A 25,728-nucleotide genomic window follows, 5' to 3' on the forward strand; every position below is an offset into this window, starting at 1 on the left:
CGGCTCGTCGGCCGCCTCGCCCTGGTCACTCGCCTCGGCGTCGCTCACCCCCGCAGCGTAGGCGGACCGTGCCCGCTCACGTGTCAGGCACGAGGCGCCACCCGCCCTCCTCCAGCCGCACGAAGCGCTTGGCCTCCAGGCGCCGGAGCGCGCCCACCGTCTCGCGGACGTGCAGCGAGGACAGGTGGGCGATCGAGTCGACCTGCGCCGGCGTGCTCACCGGCACCCACTCCAGCACCTGCCGCTCGACCCGGGACAGCGCGTCGCGCGCCCGTTCCTCGCCGCGGGGCTCGACCACGAGGTGCTGGCCTGCCTGCCCGAGCAGCTCGAGGACCTCGGAGCCGTGGGTGACGACCGTGGCCCGTCCCTGGCGCAGCCAGTTGTTGACGCCCTGGGACGTGTAGCTGGTCACCGGGCCCGGGACGCACATGACGTGGCGGCTCAGGAGCTCGGCCCATCCGGCGGTGTTGAGGGCACCGCTGCGCAGGGCTGCCTCCACCAGGACCGTGCCCCGGGTCAGCGCGGCGATGAGCCGGTTGCGCGCGAGGAAGCGGGGCCGGGTGGGCGCGGACCCGGGCGGCTGTTCGGAGACCACGGCGAGCTCGGTGGCGAGGTGGTGCAGCAGGCGCCGGTTCTGTGCCGGGTAGACCCGGTCGACCCCGCAGGCCAGCACCGCGACCGTGGCACCACCGGCGACCAGGGTGGCGTCGTGCGCCACGAAGTCGATCCCGAGGGCACCGCCGGACACCACGGGGACGCCCGACGACGCGAGGTGCTCACACAGCGTCCGCGTCATCTCGATGCCGTAGACCGACGCGGCCCGCGACCCGACCACGGCGACCGAGGAGGCGAGCGCCGTCAGCGGCATCGGCCCCTTCACCCACAGGCCCGGCGGCGTGCCGCCGAAACCTTCGAGGGTGATGGCGTCGTCGAGGAGGTCGAGCCCGGCAGGCCACTCCGGGTCACCGGGGACGACGAAGCGGATCCCGCACCGCTCGGCCTGCTCGAGCTGGCGCACGGGATCGACGGCCTCGAGTCGCGCGGCCAGGCCGCTGTCGGGCTTGGGCACCAGCGAGCTCTGCACCGCCTTGACCGGGCCGATCTGCCGGACGAGCTGCGAGGTCGTGCCGTCGCCGGGCTCGACCCCGCAGCTCAGCGTCACCCGGGCCAGTCGCTCGGCCTCGGGGACGCTCACGATGCCGCCGCCGCGAGGACGCCGGCCGGCAGGCTGCGGCAGGGGTCGTGGGATCGGAGCGTCAGCGCGACCCCCGCCTCCGGGACGCCCGGTCGCGCCACCCCGGCGCAGTCCGCCACGGTCCAGGCGAGCCGCTGGACGCGCGTCAGGCCGCGACGGGTCAAGGAGCCGGCCGCGAGCTCGGCGTCGACCAGCCGCTGCGCGTCCGGCTCGAGCGGCCACTGCTCGGCCAGCGCCGGGCCCGGGCAGGACGAGTTGAGCAGCCACGCGCGATCGCGGTAGCGGCGCGCCTGTCTCTGGCGCGCCTCGGTGACCCGGGCCCGGACGTCGGCCGAGGACTCGGGCTGGGGGCCCCAGGGCCCTGCGGCTCGCCTGCCCTGCGGCCGCACCTCCATCCAGATGTCGACGCGGTCGAGCACCGGGCCGCTGAGCTTGCGCCGGTAGTGCTGACGCTGCACCTCGGTGCACTCGCACGACCCGCCGCTCAGTCCGTGGAAGTTGCCGCACGGGCACGGGTTGGCGGCGAGCACCACCAGCGAGCGAGCGGGATAGGTGGCCGACTCCTCGCCGCGCGTGATGGTCACCTCCCCCGCCTCCAACGGCTGGCGCATCGCCTCGATCACGTCGGAGCGGAAGTGGGGGAACTCGTCGAGGAAGAGCACCCCGTGGTGGGCCAGGCTCACCTGGCCAGGGCGCACCCTGCCGGTGCCGCCCCCGAGGACGCTCGCCGCGCTCGCGGAGTGGTGGGGCGCGAACCACGGGGGCCGGCGGAGCAGCCCGGCACCCTCGGGGAGCGCACCGGCGACCGAGTGGAGGGCGCTCACCTCGAGGGCCTGCTCGACGGTGAGGTCGGGCAGGACCGACGGGATCCGCTCGGCGATCGAGGTCTTGCCGGTCCCGCGCGGCCCGACGAGCATGAGCGGGTGGCCGCCTGCAGCGGCGACCTCGACGGCGTAGCGGACGTCCTCGAGCCCGTCGAGGTCGGCGAGGTCGACGTCGGCCAGGCGGTCCTCACCCCGCCAGGTGGCGAGCGGACTGGCCGAGGAGGCGACGACCGGGGGCGCCTCGGGCACCTCGACCCCCCGCAGGACCGCGGCGACCTGGCCGAGCGAGCGCACGCCGAACACCGTCATGCCGGGCACGAGCCCGGCCTCGGCTGCCTGCGGCTCGGGCACGAAGACCCGTGTGATCCCGTGGGCGGCTGCCGCGATGACCATCGGCAGCACCCCTGGCACCGGCCGCAGGCCGCCCGAGACGGACAGCTCGCCGACGAAGGCCCAGCCCTCGAGGAGGTCGGCGGTGAGGTCGTCGTGCTTCTTGTCGGCCGCCAGCACCGCGATCGCGATGGCGAGGTCGTAGTGGGTGCCACTCTTGGGCAGGTCGGCGGGCGAGAGCAGGATCGTGACCCGCTTGGTCGCCGGCCACCGCCCGCAGTCGTTGTTGATCGCCATGCGCACCCGGTCGCGGGCCTCGGACAGGCTCTTGTCGACCCGACCGACCAGCGTCGTGCCGACGACTCCCGGGGAGACGTCGACCTGGACGTCGATGACGTGGCCGTCGGCGCCCTTGAGGGCGAGCGAGCGGGCGGTCGCGAACGCCATCAGCCGATGCCTGCCACGTGCTCGATCTCCGCGGGGCGGCCCGGCGGGGCCAGCACGCCGACCATGTCGATGCGGATGTCCTCGGGGTGGCAGTCGTGGACCCGCAGCCAGCGCGCGGCCAGCCGCCTGAGCCGGTCGACCTTGCGCTGGTCGACGGCCTCCAGCGGGTCGCCGTAGTCGGTGGAGGTGCGGGTCTTGACCTCGCAGATGACCAGCACGGCGCCGTCGCGCAGGACCAGGTCGATCTCTCCTGCGTCGCAGCGCCAGTTGCGGTCGAGCACGACGAGCCCGCGGCCGGTCAGGTGGACCGCGGCGAGGCTCTCACCGCGCCGGCCGAGGAGCCGGCGACGCTCGGCGAGCGGGTCGGGGACGAACGGGGACGTGGCTGCGGGTCGGGCCATCGTGGGTGCCTTCCGGTGGAGCAGGATCGGGAAGGCACCAGCACACCGCGGCGCACCGACGGTGGAGGTGGGTGCGCCAGCAGGGCTGTGGACAGGGGCCCGCTGGGCCACCCTGTGGACGGTTCGCGGGCCGCGACCTCAGTCCTTGGGAGGGTCGATCTCGCGCGGCGCGAGCTCCTCGACGTTGACGTCCTTGAACGTCAGCACCTTGACGTTCTTGGCGAACCGGGCCGGGCGGTACATGTCCCAGACCCAGGCGTCGGTCATCGAGACCTCGAAGAACACGTCGCCGCTCTCCGAGCGGGCCTTCACGTCGACCTGGTTGCACAGGTAGAAGCGGCGATCGGTCTCCACGACGTACTTGAAGATGCCGACCACGTCGCGGTACTCGCGATAGAGGGTGAGCTCCATCTCGGTCTCGTACTTCTCGAGATCCTCGGCGCTCATGCGTCCTCCTCCGTCAGGTCGGGTCCCGTCGGGTGCTCGGGGCCTGCCCCGACACTAGTGTCCGCACCCTCGTCCTCACCGGGCCCGGGCTCGAGACCGGCGGCGCGGCGCACGTTGACGAAGCGCATGCGGTGCACCGGGCACGGTCCGTGCTCGGCCAGCGCCGCCTCGTGCTCGGCTGTGACGTAGCCCTTGTGGGTGCGGAAGTCGTAGTGCGGCCACCGCTCGTGCAGGTCGACCATCAGCCGGTCGCGGGTGACCTTGGCGATCACCGACGCCGCGGCGATGCAGGCCGCGACCCGGTCGCCCTTCCACACCGCGAGGCCCGGCACCCCGAGCCCGTCGACGGGGAAGCCGTCGGTGAGGACGTAGGCCGGTCGCACCTCGAGCCGGGCCACCGCGCGCCGCAGCGCCTCGACGTTGGCGACGTGCATGCCGAGCCGGTCGCACTCCTCGGGCTCGACCACCACGACCGACCACGCCAGCGCACGGCGTACGACCTGGGCGTAGACCCGCTCGCGGGCCGCCTCGGTGAGCAGCTTGCTGTCGGCGAGGCCCGGGACGATGCCCGCCCGGCCCGGGGGCAGGACCACGGCGCCCGCGACCAGCGGGCCCGCGCACGCGCCGCGACCGGCCTCGTCGACCCCGGCAATGGGCTCGAGCCCGGCGCGACGCAGGGCGCGCTCGTAGCCGTAGAGCCCGGCGTCGCGGCGCACGGTCACGCCGCCCGGCACGGGTGCGGGCGGGTGGCTCACGAGCGGTCCGGCACGTCCTCGAACGTGTCCGGGCGGGTGTTCCAGCGGAACCGGTCGGCCGGCCACAGCAGGACGAAGACCTTGCCGACGACCAGGTCGACCGGGACGAACTCGTCACCGGGGACGCACTCGGTCACGTTGTCGGGGCACATCTTGGCGGAGGAGTCGGCCGAGTGCGACCGGTTGTCGCCCATCACGAAGATGTGGCCCTCGGGGATCGGGCCGGTCCGCCACTCGCACGAACCGTTGTTGGGCATCGGGCCGTCGCACTTGCCCGTGTCGCGCCGGACGAAGCTCTTCTCGTCGAGCGGCTCGCCGTTGACGGAGAGCCGACCCTTGTCGTCGCAGCACACGATCGTGTCGCCGGCGACGCCGATGACGCGCTTCACGAGGTGACCACCGGTCGGGTACAGCCCGATCTTGGCCATGACCTTCGCCACCGGGTTGGTGGGTCCCGCGCTCTCGCTGGGTGGCAGCCAGCCGCCCGGGTCCTTGAAGACGACGACGTCGCCGCGCTCGGGCTCCCCGCCGCCCCAGTAGGACACCTTCTGGATCAGGATCCGGTCGTTGAGGATCAGGCCCGGCTCCATCGACTCCGACGGGATGTAGAAGGCCTGGACGAAGAACGTCTTGATGACGATCGCCAGCACGAGGGCGACGGCGAGCAGCAGGATCGTCTCCTGCCACAGGGGCAGCTGCTTGCGCTTCGACCGCTTCCTGCCGCTCACCTGTGCATCGCCCGAACGCGACGACCGCGGCTCCTCGTCGGTGGAGATCGACGCTGAACCGCGGTCATCAGAAGTCACTCGCAGAGACTAACCAGTCCCTGGTGGATCGCATGCCTCGGCACACGACCCCGGGGGATCACGCCTCGCGGCGCTCCTTGATCTTGGCAGCCTTGCCGCGCAGGTTGCGCAGGTAGTAGAGCTTGGCGCGACGCACGTCACCGCGGGTCACGACCTCAATCTTCTCGAAGATCGGCGAGTTGATCGGGAAGGTGCGCTCCACGCCGACGCCGAAGGAGACCTTGCGGACGGTGAAGGTGCGGCCGACGCCCGAGCCGTGGATGCGGATCACGACGCCCTGGAACACCTGGACGCGCGAACGGCTGCCCTCGATGACCTTGACGTGGACCTTGATGTTGTCGCCGGCGCGGAAGGCCGGGACGTCGTCACGCTTGAGCTGGTTGCCGAGTTCGGCGATGACATTGGTCATGACGTGCTCCTCGCGGGTGCCACAGGTCAGCCGCGGAATCTTCGTGGGTGTGTGATTCGGCTGGTGCTCGACATGACCGGCCGACGCGCCCCCTGTGGCAGGTGCGGTGCGGCGGGACCCCGGCGGCGTCTGTGACGGCTCCGGGCGACCCTGGCCTCGAGCGGACCAGTGCAGAAGTCTGCCAGAGCGCGACGTCAGCCGGAAATCCGCTGGCCTGTTCCCTTGCCGGCCCGCTTGGTCAGCACGACGGCGCCCGGCGGCGCCACGCGGTCCGGGCGCAGCCGGTAGCCCGCCTTCTTGTACATCCGCTGGTTGTCGCGCGACCCGGCCCCGGTGAACAGCACGTACGACGTCGTCGTCGGGGGCGCGAGCGACTCGACCAGCTCGAGCAGGCCGCGACCCAGGCCCCGGCCCTGCAGGTCGGGGGCGACCATGATCCGTCCGATGTCCCACTCCTGGTCCGCGTCGAGCCGTCCGCGTACGGCACCGACAAGGCGGCCCGAGCCGGGCTCCCGGGCCACCATCACCGTCCACTCCCCCAGCCCGCGGCGTACGTCGTCGAGCGACTCCACCAGCGCCGGGATCTCCACCCCGGGGTTGGCCTGCAGCTCCTGGAGCCAGCAGGCCCGCTGCAGGGTGTAGAGCTCGCCGGCGTCGGCCGGCACCGCGGGGCGTACGTCGAGGTCGGCCAGGCCACCGACCACCCCGGTCGCCGGCAGCAGGTCGGGCCGGCGCTCGGCGGTGCGGCGCTCGGCCTGCTCGCGCCGCCACGCCGCGATGCGCGCGTGGTCGCCGGACAGCAGCACCTCGGGGACGTCGCGGCCCTGCCACGAGGAGGGCTTGGTGTAGACGGGGTACTCGAGCAGGCCGTCGGCGTGCGACTCCTCCACCAGCGAGTCGGCGTTGCCCATGAAGCCGGGCAGGAGGCGCACGACCGCCTCGGTGATCGCAAGAGCGGCGACCTCGCCGCCGTTGAGGACGTAGTCGCCCAGGGAGACCTCGCGCACGGTGCCGATCGTGGCGGCGTGCTCGATGACGCGCTGGTCGATGCCCTCGTAGCGACCGCAGGCGAAGACGAGGTGCTCGTGGGTGCTGAGCTCGTGGGCGAGCGCCTGGGAGAAGGGCTGGCCGCTGGGCGTGGTGAAGACGATCGTGGCGCCACGGGCGACCGCCTCGAGCGCCTGGCCCCACGGCTCGGGCTTCATCACCATGCCGGCGCCGCCGCCGTAGGGCGTGTCGTCGACCGTGTGGTGGCGGTCGGTCGTCCACTGCCGCAGGTCGTGCACCTCGACGTCGAGCAGGCCCTTGGCGCGCGCCTTGCCCGGCAGGCTGAGCTCGAGCGGCGCGAGGTAGTCGGGGAAGATCGTGACGACGTCGATCCTCACGCGCCGTCCTCCGCGGCGCCGTCCGCGACGTCCTCGGGGAAGGGCGAGACGAGGCCGGGACGGTCGGCGACGACGACGCGTCCGGCGTCGAGGTCGACCTCGGGCACGAGGGCGGCGACGAACGGCACCAGCGCGTCGCGGCCGTCGTCGGCCCGCACGCTCAGCAGGTCCTGCGCCGAGCCGTGCACGAGTCCCTTGACGGTGCCGAGGTGGGTGCCGTCGAGGTCGACCACGTCGAGTCCCACGAGCTGGTGGTCGTAGTACTCGTCGGGGTCGTCGGGGACCTCGTCGTGGCCGATCGTGGCGTGCAGGACCGTGCCGCGCGCGGCCTCGGCGGCGTTGCGGTCACCGAGCTCCTCGAAGGTGACGAGCAGGGTGCTCTGGTGCCACCGGGCGCGGGCCACGGTGAGCGTGGAGGGCCGCCGGTCGGCGCCGGCCGGGGCCTCGGCACGCAGCGTCGTACCAGGGGCGAAACGGCGCTCGGGCTCGTCGGTGCGTACGTCGAGGGTGACCTCGCCGCGGATGCCGTGGGGCTTGCCGATGCGGCCGACCACGACCTCGATGTCCTCGCTCACCGGGCCAGCGTAGAGGTCGCGTCGCGATCCCCGGATATCCGGTGAACCTCGAGCCTCACCCCCGAAACTTCGCACTGGAACCTCCAGTTTCCCCGGATATCCGGGGAAACCGACCCGGGGCCCGGTCGCCGGGCCCTGCGGGGAAATGCACGACGGGCGCCGTCCCCGTGGGGATGGCGCCCGTCGATGGAGCCGTGCTCAGCGGCGGCGGTCGGTGTCGACGAAGTCGACCCGGGCCCCGCCCTTGCCCGCGAGGGCGGACACGACAGTGCGGAAGGCAGTCGCGGTGCGGCCGTTGCGGCCGATCACCTTGCCCAGGTCGTCGGGGTGGACCCGGACCTCGAGGATCGAGCCACGACGCATCTGCTTGTCGCGGACGACGACGTCGTCGGGGTGGTCGACGATGCCGCGCACCAGGTGCTCGAGAGCCTCGGCCAGCACGTCGCTCACGCCTCGCTCTTGCCGGCGTCCTCGGCGGTCACCGTCTCGGTGGCCTCCGCGGCGTCGGCAGCGCCCTCGGGAGTCTCCGAGGCGGGCACCTCGGCCGGAGCCTCGGCAGCGGGCTCGTCGACCTTCTTCTCGGCCTTCTTCTTGGTGGTCGTCGCGGAACCCTTGGGCTCGGCGGCGGCCTCCTTGAGGGCCTCGTTGAAGATGTCGAGCTTGGAGCGCTTGGGCTCCTTGACCTTCAGGGTGCCCTCGGCGCCCGGCAGGCCCTTGAACTTCTGCCAGTCACCGGTGACCTTGAGGATCGCCTCGACGGCCTCGGAGGGCTGGGCGCCCACGCCGAGCCAGTACTGCGCCCGGTCGGAGACGACGTCGATGAGCGACGGCTCCTCCTTCGGGTGGTACTTGCCGATCTCCTCGAGGACCTTGCCGTCGCGCTTCTTGCGCGAGTCGACGACGACGATGCGGTACTGCGGCACCCGGATCTTGCCCAGGCGCTTCAAACGAATCTTGACGGCCACGTTTGTGGTGTCTCCTCAGAAATTGTCGTGGGTGAGCGACCCTCACCAGGTGGGGTCACCGGGTCAGGTCACTCGATGGGCGCTGCCACGCTCGGATGAGAGGGTCCGGGCGCGCAGGACACGAGGAGGGATTCTGCCAGACGTGGGCCGCGGGCGACCAATCCGGTCGTCCGCACGTCAGCCTGTGGCGTCGAGGCCGATGAAGGCGCGTACGGCGTCGGCGCCGGTGACCTCGATCGCCAGGTCATCGCGGACGAACGTCTCGGGGGTCAGGACGAGCCCCTGGTTGAGCGCGAGCTCGCCCTCGCGGCGCTTGATCCGCCTGACGGCGGTGGGCTGGTAGCCGACCTTGCGCGAGACGCCGAGCGAGGCGGGGTTGTCGACGAACGCCGCGGAGGTGATCTCCTCGAAGCCGAGGTGGTCGAACAGCAGGGCGCACATCGCCCGGCGCATCGCCGTGCCCAGCCCGCGGCCCTGGAACGCGCGGCCCAGCCACGAACCGGTCTCGCCGGTGCGGGTCACCGGGAAGTGCTGGGCCGCGACCCCCTGGCAGCCAATCACCCGCCCGTCCAGCAGCACGGCGAGGTCGAGGCAGAAGTCGTCGGCCGAGAAGGTGGAGCGCTTGCCCCAGTGGTAGGCGGCGGTGTTGCGGGACAGCTGCCCTGCGGGTGCGGCGGTCCACGGGAAGTAGAACGGCATCGCGTCCGGGTCGTGGATGCCCCGCTCGGCGAGGTCGCAGAGCTCGACGATGAGCTCGTCGGTGAGCCCGCGCAGCTCGAGCGGGCCGGCGACCACACGCAGGCCGAGCGGTGGGAACAGGTCGGCGACGGTCGTCATGGCACCATCTGATCCCGCGCGGGAGCAGCCGGCCAAATCATTTGTCCCGGCAGGCGCAACCGAACGGCGGCCGGCGACGTCCACTGGACATGGCCACCGTCGACCTCGAGCCGCTGGACCTGCCGGCCCGGCTCACCGCTCCCCCGCGCCTGACACAGCGCCACCCGTGGCTGCTGCCGGTCGCGATGGCGGCACACCGCGCGCGACGGCGTACGCAGTGGGCGCGCGACGGCTGGTCGGGACGCGTCACCTGGGCCTCCCGCCGCGGGACCGACGACCTCACCGTGTGCGTCAAGCAGCACGGGTCGCTGCTGCTGCGCGAGCTCGACCCCGACCAGATGCAGCTGCAGCACAACAAGGTCACCAACCTCCGCCTGGCTGCGGCGCGCCTCGACGGGGTCGTGATCGCACCGGGCGAGACCTTCTCCTTCAACCGGGTGGTGGGCAGCTGCACGCGACGCAAGGGCTACGTCGACGGGATGAAGCTGTCGAACGGCTCGGCCGAGGCGGGGGTCGGCGGGGGGATCTGCCAGCTGGCCAACCTCGTGCACTGGATGGTGCTGCACTCGCCCCTCACGGTCGTCGAGCGCTCCGAGCACTCCTTCGACCCCTTCCCCGACAGGGGCCGCGTGCTGCCCTGGGGCGTGGGCTGCTCGATCGTCTACAACTACGTCGACCTGGTGGTGCGCAACGACACCGACCACCCGTTCCAGCTGCGCGCCTGGGTGGGCGAGCGCTACCTCCACGGCCAGCTGCGCACCGACGTGCGCCCCGCGCACTCCTACAAGGTCGAGGCACGCGGCGAGCAGTTCCTGCGCCGCGACGGCCAGGTGTTCCGCCGCAACCAGATCTGGCGGCGCGTCATCGACCGGCGCACGGGCGACCAGGTGGGCGAGGAGCAGGTGAAGTCCAACTGCGCCCTGGTGGTCTACGAGCCGGGGCCGGGTGTCGAGGTCGTCGACGTCCCCCTGCGCGACTGAGCGCTCGGCGCCGGCACCCGACCGCACGCGGGGCAGGCATGGCCCGAAATGACCATGAATGATGCCCGTTCGTGGAGTTGTCTGGACCACCGCGGACCGGCATCGTCGGTGGTGAGTGCTCCTGGGGGGGCGTACGTCAGTCCCGTTGACCTGAGGAGCACCACCATGAAGCGCACCACCCGTCTCGCCGCCGCCCTGGTGGCGACCGCCGCCCTCGCGGCCCCCGCCGCCTCCGCATCGGCCCAGGCGGCGCCCGCCCCGGCCGTGAAGGGCCAGAGCAAGCAGCTGCTGAAGGACATCGCCGGCAAGGACGCGCGCCTGGCCCGCCTGTCGACCAGCGACGCCGTCACCCGCCTGGCCGACGACACCGAGGCCGAGCTGGTCGCCAACATCGCGGACGCGCGCGCCGCGCTCGGCGAGGTCAGGACGTCGGTCGAGGCCGCTGACAGCACCGTCGACACCCGTGCGGCCCGCGCGGAGCTGCGCGGCTTCCGGGTGGAGAACTTCCGGATCGTCGCCACCATCCTCGCCAAGGCCGAGCGCCTGGAGGCGGGGGCCGCGGCGGACCCGGTGGCCACCGAGCACCTCGCAGCAGCGGAGGCCGCCGCGCTGGCGATCACCGCCGACAGCACCAAGGCCGACATCCGTGCCGCTCGCACGCACCTCCAGGCCGCACAGGCCGAGGTCGACGCCGACGACACCGGCGACGACGCGACCGCCTGAGGCACCCAGCAGTCGACCAGGGGCGCCTCACCCAGGACCGGGTGAGGCGCCCCTGTCAGGTCCGGGTCACGCCGGCGTCACGTCCGGCGCTCGCCCACCACGGTGCCGCGCAGCACGATGCACCGCGGCGTGCGCAGCACCGACAGGTCCTCGAGCGGGTCGCGGTCGTAGACGACGAAGTCCGCCGAGGCGCCCTCGCCCAGGCCGTCGACGCCGAGCCACTCGCGCGCCCGCCAGCTCGCCGCGCCCAGCGCGTCGCGGGCCGTCATCCCGATCCGCACGAGTGCCTCGACCTCGCCCACGATATTGCCGTGACGGCTGATGCCGCCCCCGTCGGAGCCGGCGTAGATCGGCACCCCGGCCTCGTGGGCGGCCATGATCGTGGCCGGCATCCGGTCGTAGAGGCCGGTCATCGTCGCGGCGTAGGCGGGGAACCTCTCCTGGCCGGCGGCGGCGTGCTCGGGGAACTTGTCGAGCTGCATCACCGTCGGCACCAGCCGGGTGCCGTGCGCGACCATCGCGTCGATGAGGTCCTCGGTGAGCCCGGTGCCGTGCTCGATGCAGTCGATGCCGGCCTCGATCAGGCCCGGGAGCACGCCGTGGCCGAAGCAGTGGGCGGTGACCTTGGCGCCGTTGGCGTGCGCGGCCGCGATCGCGTCGGCGAACGCCTCGGCCGGGAACGACGGAGCGAGGTCGCCCTCGTCGCGCGAGATCCAGTCGCCCACCAGCTTGATCCAGCCGTCGCCGTTGCGCGCCTCCTGGGCGGCGTACGTCGCGAGGTCCGCAGGCTCGACCTCGTGGGCGTAGCCCCGGATGTAGCGCTTGGTCGCGGCGATGTGGCGGCCGCACCGGATGAGCCGCGGCAGGTCGTCGCGGTCGTGGATCCAGCGGGTGTCGGCGGCCGAGCCCGCGTCGCGGATCAGCAGCGCTCCCCCGTCGCGGTCGTCGAGCGCCTGCTGCTCGGTCGCCTCGTCGTCGGTGGCGCCGAAGTCGTCGAGCCCGAGGTGGCAGTGCGCGTCGACGAGCCCGGGCACGATCCAGCCCTCGGCGACGGTGTCGGCACCCGACTGCGGCTCGTAGGTGATCCGGCCGTCGACGACGTAGAGGTCACGTGCCTCACCCTCAGGGAGGACCGGGCCGCGGAATCGCTGCACGCTCATGCGCCCGACCCTAGTCAGCCACCCGGCGGGGTGTGTGCGTGGCGGCGCGTCACACCTAGCGTCGAAGGCGATGCCCGGGGTGCCAGCCGCCCCGACCTGGGGAGGGTCCGGCGCTGGACGACATGGCTACCGCCACGTCGCGACGGGCATCTCTTGGGAGGAATGATCGACATGAACCACACGTCCCGCATCTCCACGGCGCTGACCACCGGCGTGCTCGCCCTCGTGATGGCCCTGGGCCTCACCTCGGTCGGCATCGGGGCGGCCTCCGCCGCCGCGCCCAGCTCGCCCTCGGCGAGGTCCGTCGTGGGCAAGTCCGACCTCGGCAAGATCACCAGCACCGTCGTCGGGCGCGCGTCCGACGGCAGCAAGGTCACCGGGAGCTTCACGCCCACCCGCTTCGTCCAGCGTGACGGCGCGCTGTGGGCCAAGGGCTTCCTGCAGGGCAAGGTCCACCACGCCGACGGCACGGTCACCACGTTCTCCGGCATCAAGAAGATGCCGGTGAAGAAGATCAACGGCCAGTCGGCCACCGACGCCCGTACGTCGACCCGCGCCGCCAGCGCGTGCGACATCCTCAACCTCGTGCTGGGCCCGCTGGACCTCAACGTCCTGGGCCTCGAGATCCACCTCCAGCGCGTGGTGCTCGACATCGTGGCCGTGGCGGGTGCCGGTCAGCTGCTCGGCAACCTGCTGTGCGCCGTAGCCGGCCTGCTCGACGGCGGCCCCCTCGCCGGCCTGCTCGGTCAGCTCAGCACGCTGCTCAACCAGATCCTGGGCGCACTCAACCTGGGCGTCTGACAGATCGGTGAGCGGTGGCGTCGACCTGGGGGCGGCGCCACCACAGGCTGGCTGGCACGCTCAGAGCCGGTCCAGCAGCCACGACGGGCTGAGCACCTGCGCCGGGGAGACGTTGGCGGCCAGCGCCCGGTCGGCGGTCACGACGACCACCTGGGCGCCCGCCTCGCCCGCACGGCGCGCCTGCTCGCGGATCTCGGCGTCGCCGTCACGCGCGGCGTGCACCGTGCGCACGTGGGCGTCGCGTCCCGCGCGCACCCCGCCCTTGGCCTGCCCCTCCAGCACCAGCACGATCTCGTCGTACGTCGTGTCGGCGACCAGGAGCCGCTCGTGCAGGCGGCGCGCGGCACCCGCGCGGTCCTTCCACCAGCCGTCCGGGACGGACCCGACGACGTTGGCGCCGTCGACGACGAGGACCGTGCTCACCCCGCCAGTGTCTCAGTCGGTCAGGACGAACTGGTTGCCGCGGGTCACCGCGACCGTGGACCCGTCGGCGTGGATCCCGTCGATCTGCACCTCGGGACTGCCGATGACGATGTCGACGTGCGTGTTGGCCTGGTTGAGGCCCTCGTCGATGCGCTGCTCGGGCGTGAGGCCGACGGTGTCGTCCATCGCGGTCGTGTAGCCCATCCCCCAGGCGATGTGGGAGCCGACGTTCTCGTCGAACAGCATGTCCTTGTAGACCAGGCCGGTGGCCGCGACGGCCGAGTCGGCGTCGACGATCGCCACCTCGCCGAAGTGGCGCGAGCGCGGGATCAGGTCGAACTGGGCCTGCACCGCCTCCTCGCCGCGCTCAGCGGTGGCCCCGGTGACCGTCCCGTCGCGGACCTCGAGGGCGAGGCCCTCGACGAGGGCCCCCATCGAGGCGAGGAAGAACGGCGCCGAGGTGCGTACGACGCCCTCCGCACGGCGCCAGTCCGGGGACACGAAGACCTCCTCGGTCGGCATGTTGGGCACGAACTCGACGCCGGCCTCGTTCTCCACCGACCCGCCGACCCATCGCGAGCGCGGGGTCAGGCCGAGGGTGAGGTCGGTGCCGGGCCCGCGGTAGCGGACCCTGTCGAAGCCGTGCTCGTTGAGGATCGCAGCGCGGTCCTTGAGCTTGGCGACGTGGGCCTGCCACGCGGCCACCGGGTCTGCCTCGTCGAGGCGCATGCTGGTGGCCACCGCGTCCCACAGGGCGGTGACGTCGCTGACCCCGACGCTGTCGGCCCAGCCCTTGGTCGGCGCACCGACGACGGTCCACGCCACCTGGTTGGTCGTGATGAGCGGCATCGTCTCCTGCACCAGCTCGATCGGGATCGCCTTGGCGAGCCTGGCGGGGTCGAGCCCGTCCATCAGCGTCGGGTGCGGGTTGCCGGTGAGCGAGATCATCGCCGGCCGCGACTGCTTCCACCCCCGCGCCCGGACGAACTCGTGCTCCTGCGACGTGCCGAGCAGCTCCTCGGGCCCGTGCTCCACGGCGGCACGCTTCACGAACGGGTCGTTGTAGGTGATCTCGACCCGCGACGCTCCCACCCGGTAGGCCTCGTCCGCGATCGCGCGCGCGGCGTCCGCCTGCTCGGGCAGCGCGCTGACCACCACGTGCTGCCCGGGCTGGACGTTGACGCCCACGCGGACGACGAGACGGGCGTACTTCTCCAGCAGGTGGTCGAACGGCTCTGTCATGGCTCCCCCGAGGTCGGTGTGGTGACACTCAACCACCAGGAGGTCATTTGAGGAACTGCGAGAAGTCCTTCGGCAGGTTGAGCTGCTCGGCAGCCTTCTCGTAGTCCACCTCGGCGCCGTCGGGGTTGCCGAACGGGTTGCCGGCCTTCTCCGCGGCGGCGGCACGCTCCGCGGCCGCCTTCTGCTGGGCGGCCTTGGCGGGGTTGCCGGAGACGCGCTTGGCCTTGCCCTTCTTGGCCTGCTGCTTGGCGCCGGCCCGCTTGCCGCCACCCATGCCCGGCATCCCCGGCATCCCCGGCATGCCCGGCATGCCGCCGCCGCGCGCCATCTGCTCCATCATCTTGCGCGCCTCGAAGAAGCGGTCGACGAGCTGGTTGACGTCGGAGACCTGGCGGCCGGATCCCTTGGCGATGCGGGCGCGACGCGAGCCGTCGATGATCTTGGGGTTCTCGCGCTCGGCGGGCGTCATCGACTGGATGATCGCCTGGATCCGGTCGATCTCGCGCTCGTCGAAGTTCTCGAGCTGGTCGCGGAACTGGCCCATCCCGGGCAGCATGCCCATGATCTTGGTCATCGAGCCGAGCTTGCGGATCTGCATCATCTGCTGGAGGAAGTCCTCCAGGGTGAAGCCACCCTTGGTGGCGAGCTTCTCCGCGGCCTTCATCGACTGCTCGGAGTCGAAGGCCTTCTCGGCCTGCTCGATCAGGGTGAGCATGTCGCCCATGTCGAGGATGCGCGAGGCCATCCGGTCGGGGTGGAAGAGGTCGAAGTCGGTCATCTTCTCGCCGCTGGAGGCGAACATGACCGGCTTGCCGGTGATCGAGCGGATCGACAGCGCGGCACCACCGCGGGCGTCGCCGTCGAGCTTGGTGAGCACCACGCCGTCGTAGCCGACGCCGTCGAGGAACGCCTGCGCGGTCGTCACCGCGTCCTGGCCGATCATCGCGTCGACGACGAAGAGGACCTCGTCGGGCTGCACGGCGTCGCGGATGTCGGCGGCCTGCTGCATCAGGGTCTGGTCGACGCCGAGACGACCGGCGGTGTCGATGATGACGACGTCGTGGAGCTTGCGCTTCGCCTCCTCGATCGAGGCGCGCGCGACGTCGACGGGGTTGCCGCCGTGCTCGACTCCCTGGGCGTTGCCGGGCTCGGGGGCGAAGACCGGCACGCCCACGCGCTCGCCGTTGACCTGCAGCTGCTGCACCGCGTTGGGGCGCTGGAGGTCGGCCGCGACGAGCATCGGCGTCTTGTCCTGCTCCTTGAGCCACAGCGCGAGCTTGGCCGCGAGGGTCGTCTTGCCCGCACCCTGGAGGCCGGCGAGCATGATCACGGTCGGGCCCGACTTGGCGTAGCGCAGGCGACGGGTCTCGCCGCCGAGGATCGTGACGAGCTCCTCGTGCACGATCTTGATGATCTGCTGCGCCGGGTTGAGCGCGCCGCTGACCTCCTCGGAGCGCGCGCGCTCCTTCACCGCGCCGACGAACTCCTTGACGACCGGCAGGGCCACGTCGGCCTCGAGCAGCGCGATGCGGATCTCGCGCGCGGTGGCGTCGATGTCGGCCTCGGAGAGCCGGCCCTTGCCACGCAGGTTCTTGAAGGTGTCGGCAAGGCGGTCGGAGAGTGTGGCGAACACGGTGTGGGTCTGTCCCTCGCATCGGTGGTGGTCCAGGGGGCTGGATCAGGGGTCGTACGACGCACCAGCCTAACGGCCGGACCCCGTCCGGGCTCAGCCGCCGAGCGCGGTGCGCACCGCGTGGGCGGCCGCAGCGGCTCGCTCCTCGGTCGGGCGGACCCCACCGACCTCCTGCACGTAGAACACGTCGACGGCCTGCGGGCCGAGCGTCGAGACGTGCGCGGAGGCCACGGTGAGCCCCAGCCCGGCCAGCGTGGTGAGCACGCGGTGCACCACCCCGGGACGGTCGGACGTGCGGATCTCGAGCACCAGCGAGGCGCGGGACGCGTCGGGCCGGACCTCCACGATCGGCGGGAGCTCGCCCTCCGGGCGCGCGGGCAGCTCGGGCAGGCGCTGGGTGCCCTCGACCACGCGGCGGATCCGCTCGCGCACCACCGTCGCGTCGAGGTAGGCATCGGGCACCTCCCACGCGCTGACGCCCCACTCGCCGTCGGCGTCGACCTGCGCCCACGCCCGCGCGGCGTGGACCGGCACCCGCAGCGCGGCGAGCCCGCCGGCCACGTCGGCGAGCAGGCCCACCCGGTCCGCGGCGACCACCGTGACGGTGGCGCCCACCTCGTGCGGGGTGACCTCGACCGCCACGGCGGAGGCGTCGCGGCGTACGGCATCGGGCACGGGCACCGACTCGGTGGGCACCGGGTGGGTGACCTCGGCACCCAGCGCCTGCCCGGCGCGGGACACGAGCCGGTCGACGAGGGAGGCGCGCCACGACGTCCACGCGGCGGGCGAGGCGGCCCGGGCGTCGGCCTCGGTGAGCGCGCGGAGCAACTCCAGGCTCGCCGCGTCGGGCACGTGGGTGAGCAGCTCGGCGATGGTCGCCGGGTCGTCGGGGTCGCGTGTGGTGGCCAGCGTCGCGAGGAGCAGGTGCCAGCGCACGAGGGAGGCCACCACCTCGGCGTCGAGGTCGGTGAAGCCCATCCGGGCCACGATCTTGCGCGCGAGCGGCTCGCCGGCCACCGAGTGGTCGTGCAGCGACCCCTTGCCGATGTCGTGCAGCAGCGCCGCCACGAGCAGCAGGTCGGGACGGCGTACGCCGCGGATGAGCGCGCCCGCCTCCGCGCAGGTCTCGACCACGTGCCGGTCGACGGTGAAGCGGTGGATCGCCGAGGCGTGCGGCAGCAGCCGGATCTGCTCCCACTCGGGCAGGAACGTCTCGATGCCGTCGATCTCGTCGAGGGTCTCCCACACCGGCAGCAGCCCCGGGCCGCTGGCGAGCAGCCGCACGAGGGCGTCGCGGGCGGGCGCCGGCCACGGGACCGGCAGCTCGGCGCCCTCGCGGACCAGCCGCGCCGCGGTGGACGGGGCCAGGACCGCGTCGCGCGCGGCGGCCTCGGCGGCCGCGCGGAGCAGCAGCGTCGGGTCGTCGGCGGGGCTGGTGCCCGCGTCGAGGACCACCTCGCCGCGCGAGAGCGCGATGCCGGGGGCGATCCGCTCCAGGGCGGGCGTGCGACGCCCCTTCTCCCCCGTCGGGCGGGCCACCACCGCGTCCGTACGACGCCACGCCAGGCGCGAGAGGTGCGCGACCCGGCGGCCGAGGGAGCGCACGTGGCGCTGGGCGGCAGCGGCGTCGGCCAGGTCGAGGCGCTCGGCCAGCGGACCCCACATCTCGGGTGCGATCCGGTCGCTCGGGCGCCCGGACAGGTCCTGCACCTCGTCGCGCACGTCGAGGAGCATCTGGCGCGCGGCCTCGAGCGCCGGGGTCGAGGCGTCGACCAGCCAACTCGCCTCGATCGCCTTGAGCACGCCCGCGTCGCGGAGCCCGCCCTCGGCCTCCTTGACGTCGGGGACCGAGGCGTGGGCCAGCTCGCCGGTCACCTCGTGGCGCTTGCGCGTCATCGCCCGCAGCTCCGGCAGACGGGTGCGGGCCTGGCGGCGCCAGTCGGCCAGCATGGTCGTGCGCAGCCGCAGGCTCAGGCCGGGGTCGCCGGCGACGTGGCGGGCGTCGAGCAGCCCGAGCGCCACCCGCAGGTCGGCGGCGGCCTCCAGCATCTGCCCCATCGAGCGCACCGAGTGGTCGAGACGTCGCCCGGAGTCCCAGAGGGGGTACCAGAGGGTGCTGCCCAGCTCGCCGAGGTCGACGTCGTCGTCGTGGACGAGCACGACGTCGAGGTCGGAGTGGGGCGCCAGCTCGCCGCGGCCGTAGCCCCCGACCGCGACCAGGGCCACCCCGGCGACGGGCCCGCCGGAGGCGGCGTACGCCTCCCGGCAGAGCTCGTCGGCCGCGGTGGCCCTGGTCTGTCGCTGGTCTGCGGTCATGCGGGGTCCCTACGGCGTTGCTCGGAGGAGCGGAGTGGAGGAGAGGAACGTCGTGGGGTGCTCATGAGGTGCGTCCCGAGACAGCGCCCATCAGAGCGCGGACGCGTCCTGCTCGCCGGTCCGCACCCGCACGACGGTGTCGACCGGGCTGACCCAGACCTTGCCGTCGCCGATCCGGCCGGTCTGCGCGGTCTTGACGATGATGCCGACCACGTCGTCGGCGTCGGCGTCGTCGATGACGATCTCGATGCGGATCTTGGGCACGAGCGCGATGTCGTACTCCGCGCCGCGGTAGACCTCGGTGTGGCCCTTCTGGCGGCCGTAGCCGCTGACCTCGGAGACCGTCATGCCGGCGACCCCGAAGGTCTCGAGCGCCTCACGGACGTCCTCCCACTTGTGCGGCTTGATGACCGCGGTCACGAGCTTCATGCGTTGGCTCCTTCGGTCTTGGTGGAGGTGGCGGCCGCGAGGAGGCTGGAGCCGCCGCTGGTGCCGCTGTGCAGGTCGTAGGCCGACTCACCGTGGGCGGCGAGGTCGATGCCGTTGACCTCGTCCTCCGCGTCGAGGCGCAGGCCGATCGTGTACTTGATGCCCAAGCCGATGACGGTGGTGAGCACGCCGGAGTAGACGACCGCCACCAGGACGCCGAGGGACTGCGCGCCCAGGGAGCCGAAGCCGCCGCCGTGGAGCAGGCCGTCGACGCCGCCGGCGCCGTCAGCGGTGGAGAAGACCCCGATCAGCACGGTGCCCACGATGCCACCGACCAGGTGGACCCCGACCACGTCGAGCGAGTCGTCGTAGCCCAGCCGGTACTTCCAGCCCACCGCCCAGGCACACAGCGCGCCGGCGATCGCACCGATGGCGACCGCGCCGCCGATGTCGACCGCGCCCGCGGCCGGGGTGATGGCGACCAGTCCGGCGACGATGCCGGATGCGGCACCGAGAGAGGTCGCCTTGCCGTGCATGAGGCGCTCGACCAGCAGCCAGCCGAGGATCGCGGCGAAGGTGGCCAGCGTGGTGTTGGCGAAGGTGCGGCCGGTCTCGGAGAAGAACTGCGCGTCGTTGTAGCCGTCGGCGAAGACGATCGAGCCGACGTTGAAGCCGTACCAGCCGAGCCACAGCATGCCCGCGCCGAGCATCGTCAGCGTGAGGTTGTGCGGGCGCATCTGCTCCTTCGGCCAGCCGATCCGCTTGCCGAGCAGCAGCACCAGGACGAGGGCCGCGACGCCGGCGTTGATGTGGACGGCCGTGCCACCCGCGTAGTCCTGCGCGCCGATGCGGCCGCAGATGAGCGAGTCGTCGGTGCAGCTGAAGACCATGTGGGCCATCGGGAAGTAGACGATAAGCGCCCACAGCGGCAGGAAGACCACCCACGCGGAGAACTTCAGGCGGTCGGCGACCGCGCCGCTGATGAGGGCGGCGGTGATGATCGCGAACGTCATCTGGAACATGACGTAGACGTAGTTGTCGGTGGTGACGCCGTCGAGCCAGAACAGCTCGAACGGGTTGGCGAAGAGCGTGCCCTCGCCCCCGAAGCCCATCGACCAGCCGACGGCGACGTAGAGGATGCCGACGATCGCCGCGGCGACGAACGACATCATCATCATGTTGAGCACGGACTTCGAGCGCGACATGCCGCCGTAGAACAGCGCCAGCGCGGGCACCGTCATCATCAGGACGAAGGCAGTCGCCACCAGCATGAAGGCGTAATAGCCGTCCACAGGACCTCCAGGAAACGAACAGGGTGTGGCCCCGGCCCACGACGCCGCTGTCGTGCCGGGGGTCCACGCGATGCTCCGCAGCCTGCTCGGGAGAGGTTTCACCGGGCCGCGACGGATGTTGCGGGCAGGCAACCAAATCGCGGCCCGTGTTACGGGCATGTGAACGGATCGGCCCGGAGCCGGGGGTTGTTAGTGTTCGGCCGTGTCCAGACTGCGTCCATCGAGATTGGCCGTGATGGCGCACTACGACGTCGCCGGGGAGCTGCGACCGCACGTGCGTGGGCAGGTCGAGGCGCTGGCCGCCTCGGTGGACACCCTCCTGGTCTGCACGACCGCCCAGCTCACCGACGCCGCCCGCGCCTGGCTCTCGGAGCGATCGGTCCTCGTGGAGCGGGCCAACTACGGCTACGACTTCTTCAGCTACAAGGTCGGCCTCGACGCCGCCGGCGACCTGACGGCGTACGACGAGGTGGTGGTCTGCAACGACACCTACGTCTTCGCCCTCGACTCCTACGACCGCGTCTTCGACGAGATGGCGACGCGGCCGTGCGACTTCTGGGGCCTCACCGGCGCCGAGCGGGTGGCGCCCCACATCCAGTCGTTCTTCGTCGCCTTCCGCCCCTGGGTGGTCGGCTCGCGCGCCTTCACGACCTTCTGGGAGGAGATGGAGCCGATCTCCAAGCGGCGCCAGGTGATCCGGCGCTACGAGGTGGGCATGTCGCGCCGCCTCTACGACGCCGGCTTCGTCTCCGACACCTACTTCGTCGAGACCGCCGAGGACCGGCGCATCGCCCGCGAGCGCATGCGGTGGTGGGCCGCCCACCGCTCGCACTTCCCGCGCACCCGCGCGGAGGTCCGCGAGTGGCGCGAGCGGGCCAACGAGCCGTGGAACCCCGCACGCAGCCTGGCCGACCGCGTCCTCGACGACGCCCGCCTGCCCTACGTCAAGATCGACACCCTGCGCTACGACCCCTACAACCTCGACGCCAAGCGGCTGCTCGAGCTGTGCGAGCGCCGCTTCCCGCAGCGCTTCGCCGGGGTGCGGGAGTTCCTCGAGGAGACCGCGCAGTACTACCCCCTGCGCGACACCGAGCGGCTGCTCCCGACGCCCCTGGCCCTCGAGCCGCTGTTCCCGCGCGTGAGGTACGCCGATGCGCGGTGAGCGCAGGGCGCACGCGGTGAGGCTCGACGATCCTGCGGAGGTGATGGTCGACGCCGGGCTCGTCGACGTCGACTACGTCGCCGCCCAGCTCGGGACGTCGTACGACACCCCCCTCGACGCCGCGCGCGCCGTGGTGCTGGCCGGCGACGTCTCCCCGCACCCGCTCTTCGAGGCGCAGTGGATCGGTCGCAAGCGCTCGTGGCAGCGCGTGGGCCAGCACCCCGTGCTCTGGTACGTCGCCGAGCGCCGGCGACGCAACCGCATCGCGCCCCACCCGCTCGTCGACCCGCGGATCATCTTCGCCGCGCACCCCGAGGCCCGCCACCACCCCTACGGCGCGCTGTCGCACTGGCTGTCGGTGTCCGGCCCCGGCGCTCCCCTGCCGACCCGGATCCTGCCCCGCCGGGTGTCCTGGGGCACCTACCGCGCCGCGGCCATCGAGGCCGCCGCCGGATGGCGCGAGGAGGTGGTGCGCGAGCGCCCCGCCCTGCTCGGCCCCACCCCGCCGCGCGTGCCTCACGCCGCCGGCTCCCCCGCCGTCACCGTGGTGATGGCCGCCCAGGACGCCGGACCGCTCGTCCACGCCACCGTGGCCTCGCTCCAGGCGCAGACCTTCGCCGACTGGCAGCTCGTCGCGGTCGACCGTGGCTCGCTCGACGACACCGCGGCCGTGCTGCAGGGCATGGCCGCCTTCGACGACCGCATCACGGTGGTGCGGGAGTCGCGCTGCAGCCACGCCCGCGCGCTCAACGTCGCGCTGGCCCACGGCGTCGGTGACCACGTCGCGTTCCTGCCGCTCGGGCGCGAGTGGCTGCCGGAGATGCTCGACGACCTGCTCGCCCACGCCCACCACAGCGGGGCCGCCTGCGTCCTGGCCGGGATCGGTGCGGTCGCGCGCTCCCGCCAAGAGCTGGAGGTCGGCCGGCCGGTCGACCTCGCCACGGCGCTGCTGCAGCGTGCGGCCGTCGCCGACGTCGGCGGCTTCGACGAGTCGCTCGGCGGCTCGGTCGAGCGCGACCTGGTGCTCAGGCTCACGCGCACCGCAGAGCCGGTGGCGGTCGACGTACCGGTCCTGAGGCGTCCCGACACGGCGCTGACGGGCTTCGCCGACGACTGGGACTCCGTGGTGCTCGAGCGCCAGCTCGTCGACTGGGACGCCGCGGCGACACGGACGACCTCCGAGGAGGTCGTCAGCCACGTCATGCCCCTCGGCCCCGAGCCGCGACGCACCGTCGAGTGGCTCGGCTCGGTGCCGCGCGAGGGGACCGAGCTGGTGCTGGTGGGCGTCCGCCTGCGCCGCGCCCACCACGTGCTCGCCGCCTCCATCGCCTCCGTCATCTCGGGAGCACGCTTCGTCTCGGTGCCGGCGCCGGTCTCGACGTCCGCGGCCACCAACATCGGCATCGCCCAGGCCCAGGGCAGCACGGTCGTGCTGGTGAGGCCGGAGGCGATGCCGCCGCGCCAGCCGATCGCGCACCGCCTGGCCGAGGTGCTGCGTGCCGACGACGTCGCCGTGGCCCAGCCGCTCGTCGTCGACCTGGACGGCGTCGTGCTGAGCGCGGGCGCGCGCTTCTCGCCCGCCAACCCGCATCCCGAGCTCTTCCTGGCCGGACTTCCGACCAGCGACGCCCTGCGCATCGGCCAGTGCGCGGTCGCGGCGCCCGCCTCGCCCATGGTGGCGCTGCGCACCGACACCGCGCTCGCCCTGCGCGGGCTCGACGCGCGCTTCCACTCCGTGCTCGCCGAGACCGACCTCGGCCTGCGCGCCGCGGACGCCGGGCTGGGTCGCAGCGTGGTGGTGCCCGACACCGTCATCACCTCGCGCACGCCCTACGCCGGCACCGAGGAGCTCATCGGCGCGATGACGTCGCTGCGCGGCACCGTGCGCCCGGCCGGGGCGACGCCGGACGACAGTGCCGTCGATCTCCTCCTCCGGGCCGGGCTCGAGGTGACCGACCAGCGCAACCGGCGCATCACCGCCGACCCCGAGGACCGCGCCGCGCCGTCCGTGCTCGTGCCGGAGCTCGTCGTACGCGCCGTCGACGGGATCCGCGAATCTCCACCGCGGCTGCGCTGGGCCGTCGACATCGCCGCTCCCGCCGCGTCCCGCGGCGACCGGTGGGGCGACACCTACTTCGCCCGCTCGCTCGCCGACGCGCTCGAGCGACGCGGCCAGCACGTCGCGGTCGACCGCCGCGACGCCCGCGAGCGCGACTCGCGCGACCACGACGACGTGCTCCTGGTGCTGCGCGGCCTGGACCGGGTGGCGCCGCGACCGGGCCTGCTCAACGTGGAGTGGATCATCAGCCACCCCGACATGATCGAGCCCGACGAGGTGGCAGGGTTCGACCTGGTCTACGCCGCGAGCACCAGCTGGTCGGCGCGGATGAGCCGCGAGTGGGGCACGCCCATCTCGCCGCTCCTGCAGTGCACCGACACCCGCTGGTTCCACCCCGACCGGGCCGAGCCCGACACCGGGCCGAGGCTGCTCTTCGTGGGCAACTCCCGCGGGGTCTACCGCTACGCGGTGCGCAGCGCGCTCGCCATCGGCGCCGACCTCACGCTGCACGGCAACGACTGGACGGAGTTCGTCGAGCGCGAGCAGATCGCCTCGGCCGGTGTGGCCAACGAGGAGGTCGGCGCCCTCTACGCCTCCGCCGGCATCGTGCTCAACGACCACCACCTCGACATGCGCCGCGACAGCTTCGCATCCAACCGGCTCTTCGACGCCGCTGCCTGCGGCGCGCGCATCCTCAGCGACCGCATCGACGGCCTCGACGAGACCTTCTCGGGCCTGGTGGTCCCCTTCGACGACGAGCACGAGCTCGCCCGCCTTGTCGAGCCTCCCTACGACGCGTTCCCCGACGACGCCGCGCGCCGCGAGATCGCGCTGCGGGTCATGGCCAAGCACAGCTTCGACAAGCGCGCGGAGACGCTCATCGACGACGCCGTGCGCGCGTTGCTCGCGCGGCGCTGAGGGGGCCGGCCCAGCCGGGCCAGCCCGGCGCCGGCGTCAGGGGCGCGAGGAGCCTCAGCCGAGCAGCGCGTCGACGAACGCGGCGGCGTCGAACGGCGCCATGTCGTCGGGGCCCTCGCCGAGGCCGACGAGCTTGACCGGTACGCCGAGCTCGCGCTGCACCTGCACGACGATGCCGCCCTTGGCGGAGCCGTCGAGCTTGGTGAGCACGATGCCGGTGACGTCGACGATCTCGCTGAAGACGCGGGCCTGGATCAGGCCGTTCTGCCCGGTGGTGGCGTCGAGGACCAGCAGCACCTCGGTCACCGGGGCCTGCTTCTCGATGACCCGCTTGACCTTCCCGAGCTCGTCCATGAGGCCGGCCTTGTTCTGCAGGCGGCCCGCGGTGTCGACGAGCACCGTGTCGACGCCGTGCTCCACCCCGTGGCGTACGGCGTCGAACGCGACGCTCGCGGGGTCGCCGCCCTCGGGGCCGCGGACGACCTCGACCCCGACCCGCTCGCCCCAGGTGGCGAGCTGGTCGACGGCCGCGGCGCGGAAGGTGTCGGCAGCGCCGAGCGTCACGGTGAGGTCCTCGGCGACGAGGATGCGGGCGATCTTGCCGACGGTGGTGGTCTTGCCGGCGCCGTTGACGCCCACGACCAGGACCACGCCGGGGTTGCCGTCGGTGCCGGTGACCTGGACGCGGCGGTCCATGTCGGTGCCGACGAGCTCGATGAGCTCCTCACGGAGCACGGCGCGCGCATCGGGTGCCTGGCCGCCCTCGACGCGCAGGCGCGAGCGCAGCCGCTCGACCAGCGCCTGCGTCGGCGCGACGCCGATGTCGGCGGTGAGGAGGGTGTCCTCGATCGCCTCCCAGGTGTCCTCGTCGAGGCGCTCGCGGCTCAGCAGGGCCAGCAGGCCCTTGCCGAGGCCGCCCTGCGAGCGCGAGAGGCGCTGGCGCAGGCGCACCAGCCGCGACGCGGTGCCCTCCGGCCTCTCGAGGACGGGTGGCGCCTCGACGGCCGGCCCCGCGGTCTCGACCGCGGGCGTCGGGGGCGCCTCGGTGGCGACCTCGCCCTCGGTGGGCGGCGCCGGCGCGATGACGTCGGTGCCACCGGTCGGCGGCTTCACACCGCGGCGTCGGCCGGACGTCAGCAGGCCGGCGAGCGTGAGCACGCCGACGACCGCGATGGCGATGATCAGGTAGAGCCAGTCACCCAGGGCATCCATGG

At 72.8% G+C, this 25,728-nt stretch carries 25 protein-coding genes; 5 read left to right on the forward strand and 20 right to left on the reverse strand.

What is annotated here, in order from left to right; genetic code table 11:
• Positions 1–76 precede the first annotated feature (76 nt).
• The 12 genes from dprA to ASG76_RS10510 all read right to left on the reverse strand — a co-directional run bounded on the left by dprA (position 77) and on the right by ASG76_RS10510 (position 9,376).
• Entirely contained in the window at positions 77–1,195 is a 1,119-nt protein-coding gene (gene dprA, locus ASG76_RS10455; RefSeq protein WP_056602528.1) for a DNA-processing protein DprA, read from the reverse strand.
• Positions 1,192–2,796, reverse strand: a complete 1,605-nt coding sequence (locus tag ASG76_RS10460; protein ID WP_056602530.1) for a YifB family Mg chelatase-like AAA ATPase — start codon at positions 2,794–2,796, stop codon at positions 1,192–1,194. The genes dprA and ASG76_RS10460 overlap by 4 nt, the downstream gene beginning before the upstream one ends.
• A complete protein-coding gene (locus ASG76_RS10465; protein WP_056602533.1) occupies positions 2,796–3,197 on the reverse strand; it encodes a YraN family protein in 402 nt (133 codons plus the stop codon). Before ASG76_RS10465 ends, ASG76_RS10460 begins: the two co-directional genes overlap by 1 nt.
• Positions 3,198–3,335: 138 nt before the next feature.
• Positions 3,336–3,644 (reverse strand): DUF2469 domain-containing protein, encoded by a 309-nt coding sequence (locus ASG76_RS10470; RefSeq protein ID WP_056602535.1) that lies wholly within the window; start codon positions 3,642–3,644, stop codon positions 3,336–3,338.
• Positions 3,641–4,366 carry a ribonuclease HII gene (locus ASG76_RS10475; protein WP_200948152.1) on the reverse strand — a complete coding sequence of 242 codons (726 nt, stop codon included), beginning with the start codon at positions 4,364–4,366 and terminating at the stop codon, positions 3,641–3,643. Before ASG76_RS10475 ends, ASG76_RS10470 begins: the two co-directional genes overlap by 4 nt.
• A 29-nt stretch (positions 4,367–4,395) precedes the next feature.
• The gene (gene lepB, locus ASG76_RS10480) at positions 4,396–5,127 is read right to left on the reverse strand and encodes a signal peptidase I (RefSeq protein WP_235529519.1); all 732 of its coding nucleotides are present in this window, start codon (positions 5,125–5,127) and stop codon (positions 4,396–4,398) included.
• A 136-nt stretch (positions 5,128–5,263) separates the two neighbouring features.
• Positions 5,264–5,614: a 50S ribosomal protein L19 gene (rplS, locus tag ASG76_RS10485; RefSeq protein WP_056602539.1), complete on the reverse strand. Its 351-nt coding sequence runs from the start codon at positions 5,612–5,614 to the stop codon at positions 5,264–5,266.
• A 194-nt stretch (positions 5,615–5,808) separates the two neighbouring features.
• Entirely contained in the window at positions 5,809–6,999 is a 1,191-nt protein-coding gene (gene trmD, locus ASG76_RS10490) for a tRNA (guanosine(37)-N1)-methyltransferase TrmD (RefSeq protein WP_056602542.1), read from the reverse strand.
• On the reverse strand, positions 6,996–7,574 hold the full coding sequence (gene rimM / locus ASG76_RS10495) for a ribosome maturation factor RimM (protein ID WP_235529523.1): 579 nt from the start codon (positions 7,572–7,574) through the stop codon (positions 6,996–6,998). Before rimM ends, trmD begins: the two co-directional genes overlap by 4 nt.
• 198 nt (positions 7,575–7,772) lie before the next feature.
• Positions 7,773–8,015, reverse strand: coding sequence for an RNA-binding protein (locus tag ASG76_RS10500; RefSeq protein ID WP_056602857.1), 243 nt, complete (start codon positions 8,013–8,015; stop codon positions 7,773–7,775).
• A gap of 5 nt (positions 8,016–8,020) precedes the next feature.
• Positions 8,021–8,539: a 30S ribosomal protein S16 gene (rpsP, locus tag ASG76_RS10505; RefSeq protein ID WP_056602543.1), complete on the reverse strand. Its 519-nt coding sequence runs from the start codon at positions 8,537–8,539 to the stop codon at positions 8,021–8,023.
• Positions 8,540–8,716: 177 nt separating this feature from the next.
• The gene (locus tag ASG76_RS10510) at positions 8,717–9,376 is read right to left on the reverse strand and encodes a GNAT family N-acetyltransferase (protein WP_056602546.1); all 660 of its coding nucleotides are present in this window, start codon (positions 9,374–9,376) and stop codon (positions 8,717–8,719) included.
• Positions 9,377–9,465: 89 nt separating this feature from the next.
• On the opposite strand from ASG76_RS10510, the gene ASG76_RS10515 reads away from it, so the two are divergent.
• The gene (locus tag ASG76_RS10515) at positions 9,466–10,356 is read left to right on the forward strand and encodes a VanW family protein (RefSeq protein ID WP_082587434.1); all 891 of its coding nucleotides are present in this window, start codon (positions 9,466–9,468) and stop codon (positions 10,354–10,356) included.
• A 165-nt stretch (positions 10,357–10,521) separates the two neighbouring features.
• Positions 10,522–11,079 (forward strand): hypothetical protein, encoded by a 558-nt coding sequence (locus ASG76_RS10520; protein ID WP_056602548.1) that lies wholly within the window; start codon positions 10,522–10,524, stop codon positions 11,077–11,079.
• Between the two features lie 77 nt (positions 11,080–11,156).
• Here the strand turns inward: ASG76_RS10520 and ASG76_RS10525 are convergent, their stop codons facing one another.
• The gene (locus ASG76_RS10525) at positions 11,157–12,239 is read right to left on the reverse strand and encodes an amidohydrolase family protein (protein ID WP_056602550.1); all 1,083 of its coding nucleotides are present in this window, start codon (positions 12,237–12,239) and stop codon (positions 11,157–11,159) included.
• A 171-nt stretch (positions 12,240–12,410) separates the two neighbouring features.
• Here ASG76_RS10525 and ASG76_RS10530 point away from each other — a divergent pair, with 171 nt between their 5' ends.
• Positions 12,411–13,040, forward strand: coding sequence for an ABC transporter substrate-binding protein (locus tag ASG76_RS10530; RefSeq protein ID WP_157559067.1), 630 nt, complete (start codon positions 12,411–12,413; stop codon positions 13,038–13,040).
• 60 nt (positions 13,041–13,100) lie between these two features.
• Here ASG76_RS10530 and ASG76_RS10535 read toward each other — a convergent pair whose 3' ends face one another.
• The 6 genes from ASG76_RS10535 to ASG76_RS10560 form a co-directional block, all read right to left on the reverse strand.
• Positions 13,101–13,463, reverse strand: coding sequence for an NYN domain-containing protein (locus ASG76_RS10535; protein ID WP_056602553.1), 363 nt, complete (start codon positions 13,461–13,463; stop codon positions 13,101–13,103).
• A gap of 12 nt (positions 13,464–13,475) precedes the next feature.
• The gene (locus tag ASG76_RS10540; RefSeq protein WP_056602555.1) at positions 13,476–14,705 is read right to left on the reverse strand and encodes an aminopeptidase; all 1,230 of its coding nucleotides are present in this window, start codon (positions 14,703–14,705) and stop codon (positions 13,476–13,478) included.
• Between the two features lie 43 nt (positions 14,706–14,748).
• Positions 14,749–16,338: a signal recognition particle protein gene (ffh, locus tag ASG76_RS10545; protein ID WP_056602557.1), complete on the reverse strand. Its 1,590-nt coding sequence runs from the start codon at positions 16,336–16,338 to the stop codon at positions 14,749–14,751.
• 93 nt (positions 16,339–16,431) lie between these two features.
• Positions 16,432–18,654, reverse strand: coding sequence for a [protein-PII] uridylyltransferase (locus tag ASG76_RS10550; protein ID WP_056602559.1), 2,223 nt, complete (start codon positions 18,652–18,654; stop codon positions 16,432–16,434).
• A gap of 90 nt (positions 18,655–18,744) precedes the next feature.
• Entirely contained in the window at positions 18,745–19,083 is a 339-nt protein-coding gene (locus ASG76_RS10555; protein ID WP_056602561.1) for a P-II family nitrogen regulator, read from the reverse strand.
• Positions 19,080–20,354, reverse strand: a complete 1,275-nt coding sequence (locus ASG76_RS10560; RefSeq protein ID WP_157559077.1) for an ammonium transporter — start codon at positions 20,352–20,354, stop codon at positions 19,080–19,082. The genes ASG76_RS10555 and ASG76_RS10560 overlap by 4 nt, the downstream gene beginning before the upstream one ends.
• Positions 20,355–20,610: 256 nt before the next feature.
• Between ASG76_RS10560 and ASG76_RS10565 the strand changes: the two genes are divergently transcribed.
• Both ASG76_RS10565 and ASG76_RS10570 read left to right on the forward strand, forming a co-directional pair.
• Positions 20,611–21,537, forward strand: a complete 927-nt coding sequence (locus ASG76_RS10565; protein WP_157559068.1) for a rhamnan synthesis F family protein — start codon at positions 20,611–20,613, stop codon at positions 21,535–21,537.
• A gap of 16 nt (positions 21,538–21,553) precedes the next feature.
• Positions 21,554–24,514, forward strand: a complete 2,961-nt coding sequence (locus tag ASG76_RS10570; protein WP_162254104.1) for a glycosyltransferase — start codon at positions 21,554–21,556, stop codon at positions 24,512–24,514.
• Between the two features lie 54 nt (positions 24,515–24,568).
• Here the strand turns inward: ASG76_RS10570 and ftsY are convergent, their stop codons facing one another.
• On the reverse strand, positions 24,569–25,726 hold the full coding sequence (ftsY, locus tag ASG76_RS10575) for a signal recognition particle-docking protein FtsY (protein WP_056602568.1): 1,158 nt from the start codon (positions 25,724–25,726) through the stop codon (positions 24,569–24,571).
• Positions 25,727–25,728: the final 2 nt, after the last annotated feature.

The sequence above is a fragment of the Nocardioides sp. Soil774 genome (genome assembly GCF_001428125.1).
Lineage (GTDB): Bacteria > Actinomycetota > Actinomycetes > Propionibacteriales > Nocardioidaceae > Nocardioides.

Excerpts from the sequence above, each read along its gene's own strand:
- ASG76_RS10460 (WP_056602530.1), bottom strand. The coding sequence starts at position 2,796 with ATGGCGTTCGCGACCGCCCGCTCGCTCGCCCTCAAGGGCGCCGACGGC.
- ASG76_RS10465 (WP_056602533.1), bottom strand. The coding sequence starts at position 3,197 with ATGGCCCGACCCGCAGCCACGTCCCCGTTCGTCCCCGACCCGCTCGCC.
- ASG76_RS10470 (WP_056602535.1), bottom strand. The coding sequence starts at position 3,644 with ATGAGCGCCGAGGATCTCGAGAAGTACGAGACCGAGATGGAGCTCACC.
- rplS (WP_056602539.1), bottom strand. The coding sequence starts at position 5,614 with ATGACCAATGTCATCGCCGAACTCGGCAACCAGCTCAAGCGTGACGAC.
- ASG76_RS10510 (WP_056602546.1), bottom strand. The coding sequence starts at position 9,376 with ATGACGACCGTCGCCGACCTGTTCCCACCGCTCGGCCTGCGTGTGGTC.
- ASG76_RS10515 (WP_082587434.1), top strand. The coding sequence starts at position 9,466 with ATGGCCACCGTCGACCTCGAGCCGCTGGACCTGCCGGCCCGGCTCACC.
- ASG76_RS10520 (WP_056602548.1), top strand. The coding sequence starts at position 10,522 with ATGAAGCGCACCACCCGTCTCGCCGCCGCCCTGGTGGCGACCGCCGCC.
- ASG76_RS10525 (WP_056602550.1), bottom strand. The coding sequence starts at position 12,239 with ATGAGCGTGCAGCGATTCCGCGGCCCGGTCCTCCCTGAGGGTGAGGCA.
- ASG76_RS10530 (WP_157559067.1), top strand. The coding sequence starts at position 12,411 with ATGAACCACACGTCCCGCATCTCCACGGCGCTGACCACCGGCGTGCTC.
- ASG76_RS10540 (WP_056602555.1), bottom strand. The coding sequence starts at position 14,705 with ATGACAGAGCCGTTCGACCACCTGCTGGAGAAGTACGCCCGTCTCGTC.
- ASG76_RS10550 (WP_056602559.1), bottom strand. The coding sequence starts at position 18,654 with ATGACCGCAGACCAGCGACAGACCAGGGCCACCGCGGCCGACGAGCTC.
- ASG76_RS10555 (WP_056602561.1), bottom strand. The coding sequence starts at position 19,083 with ATGAAGCTCGTGACCGCGGTCATCAAGCCGCACAAGTGGGAGGACGTC.
- ASG76_RS10560 (WP_157559077.1), bottom strand. The coding sequence starts at position 20,354 with ATGCTGGTGGCGACTGCCTTCGTCCTGATGATGACGGTGCCCGCGCTG.
- ASG76_RS10565 (WP_157559068.1), top strand. The coding sequence starts at position 20,611 with ATGGCGCACTACGACGTCGCCGGGGAGCTGCGACCGCACGTGCGTGGG.
- ftsY (WP_056602568.1), bottom strand. The coding sequence starts at position 25,726 with ATGGATGCCCTGGGTGACTGGCTCTACCTGATCATCGCCATCGCGGTC.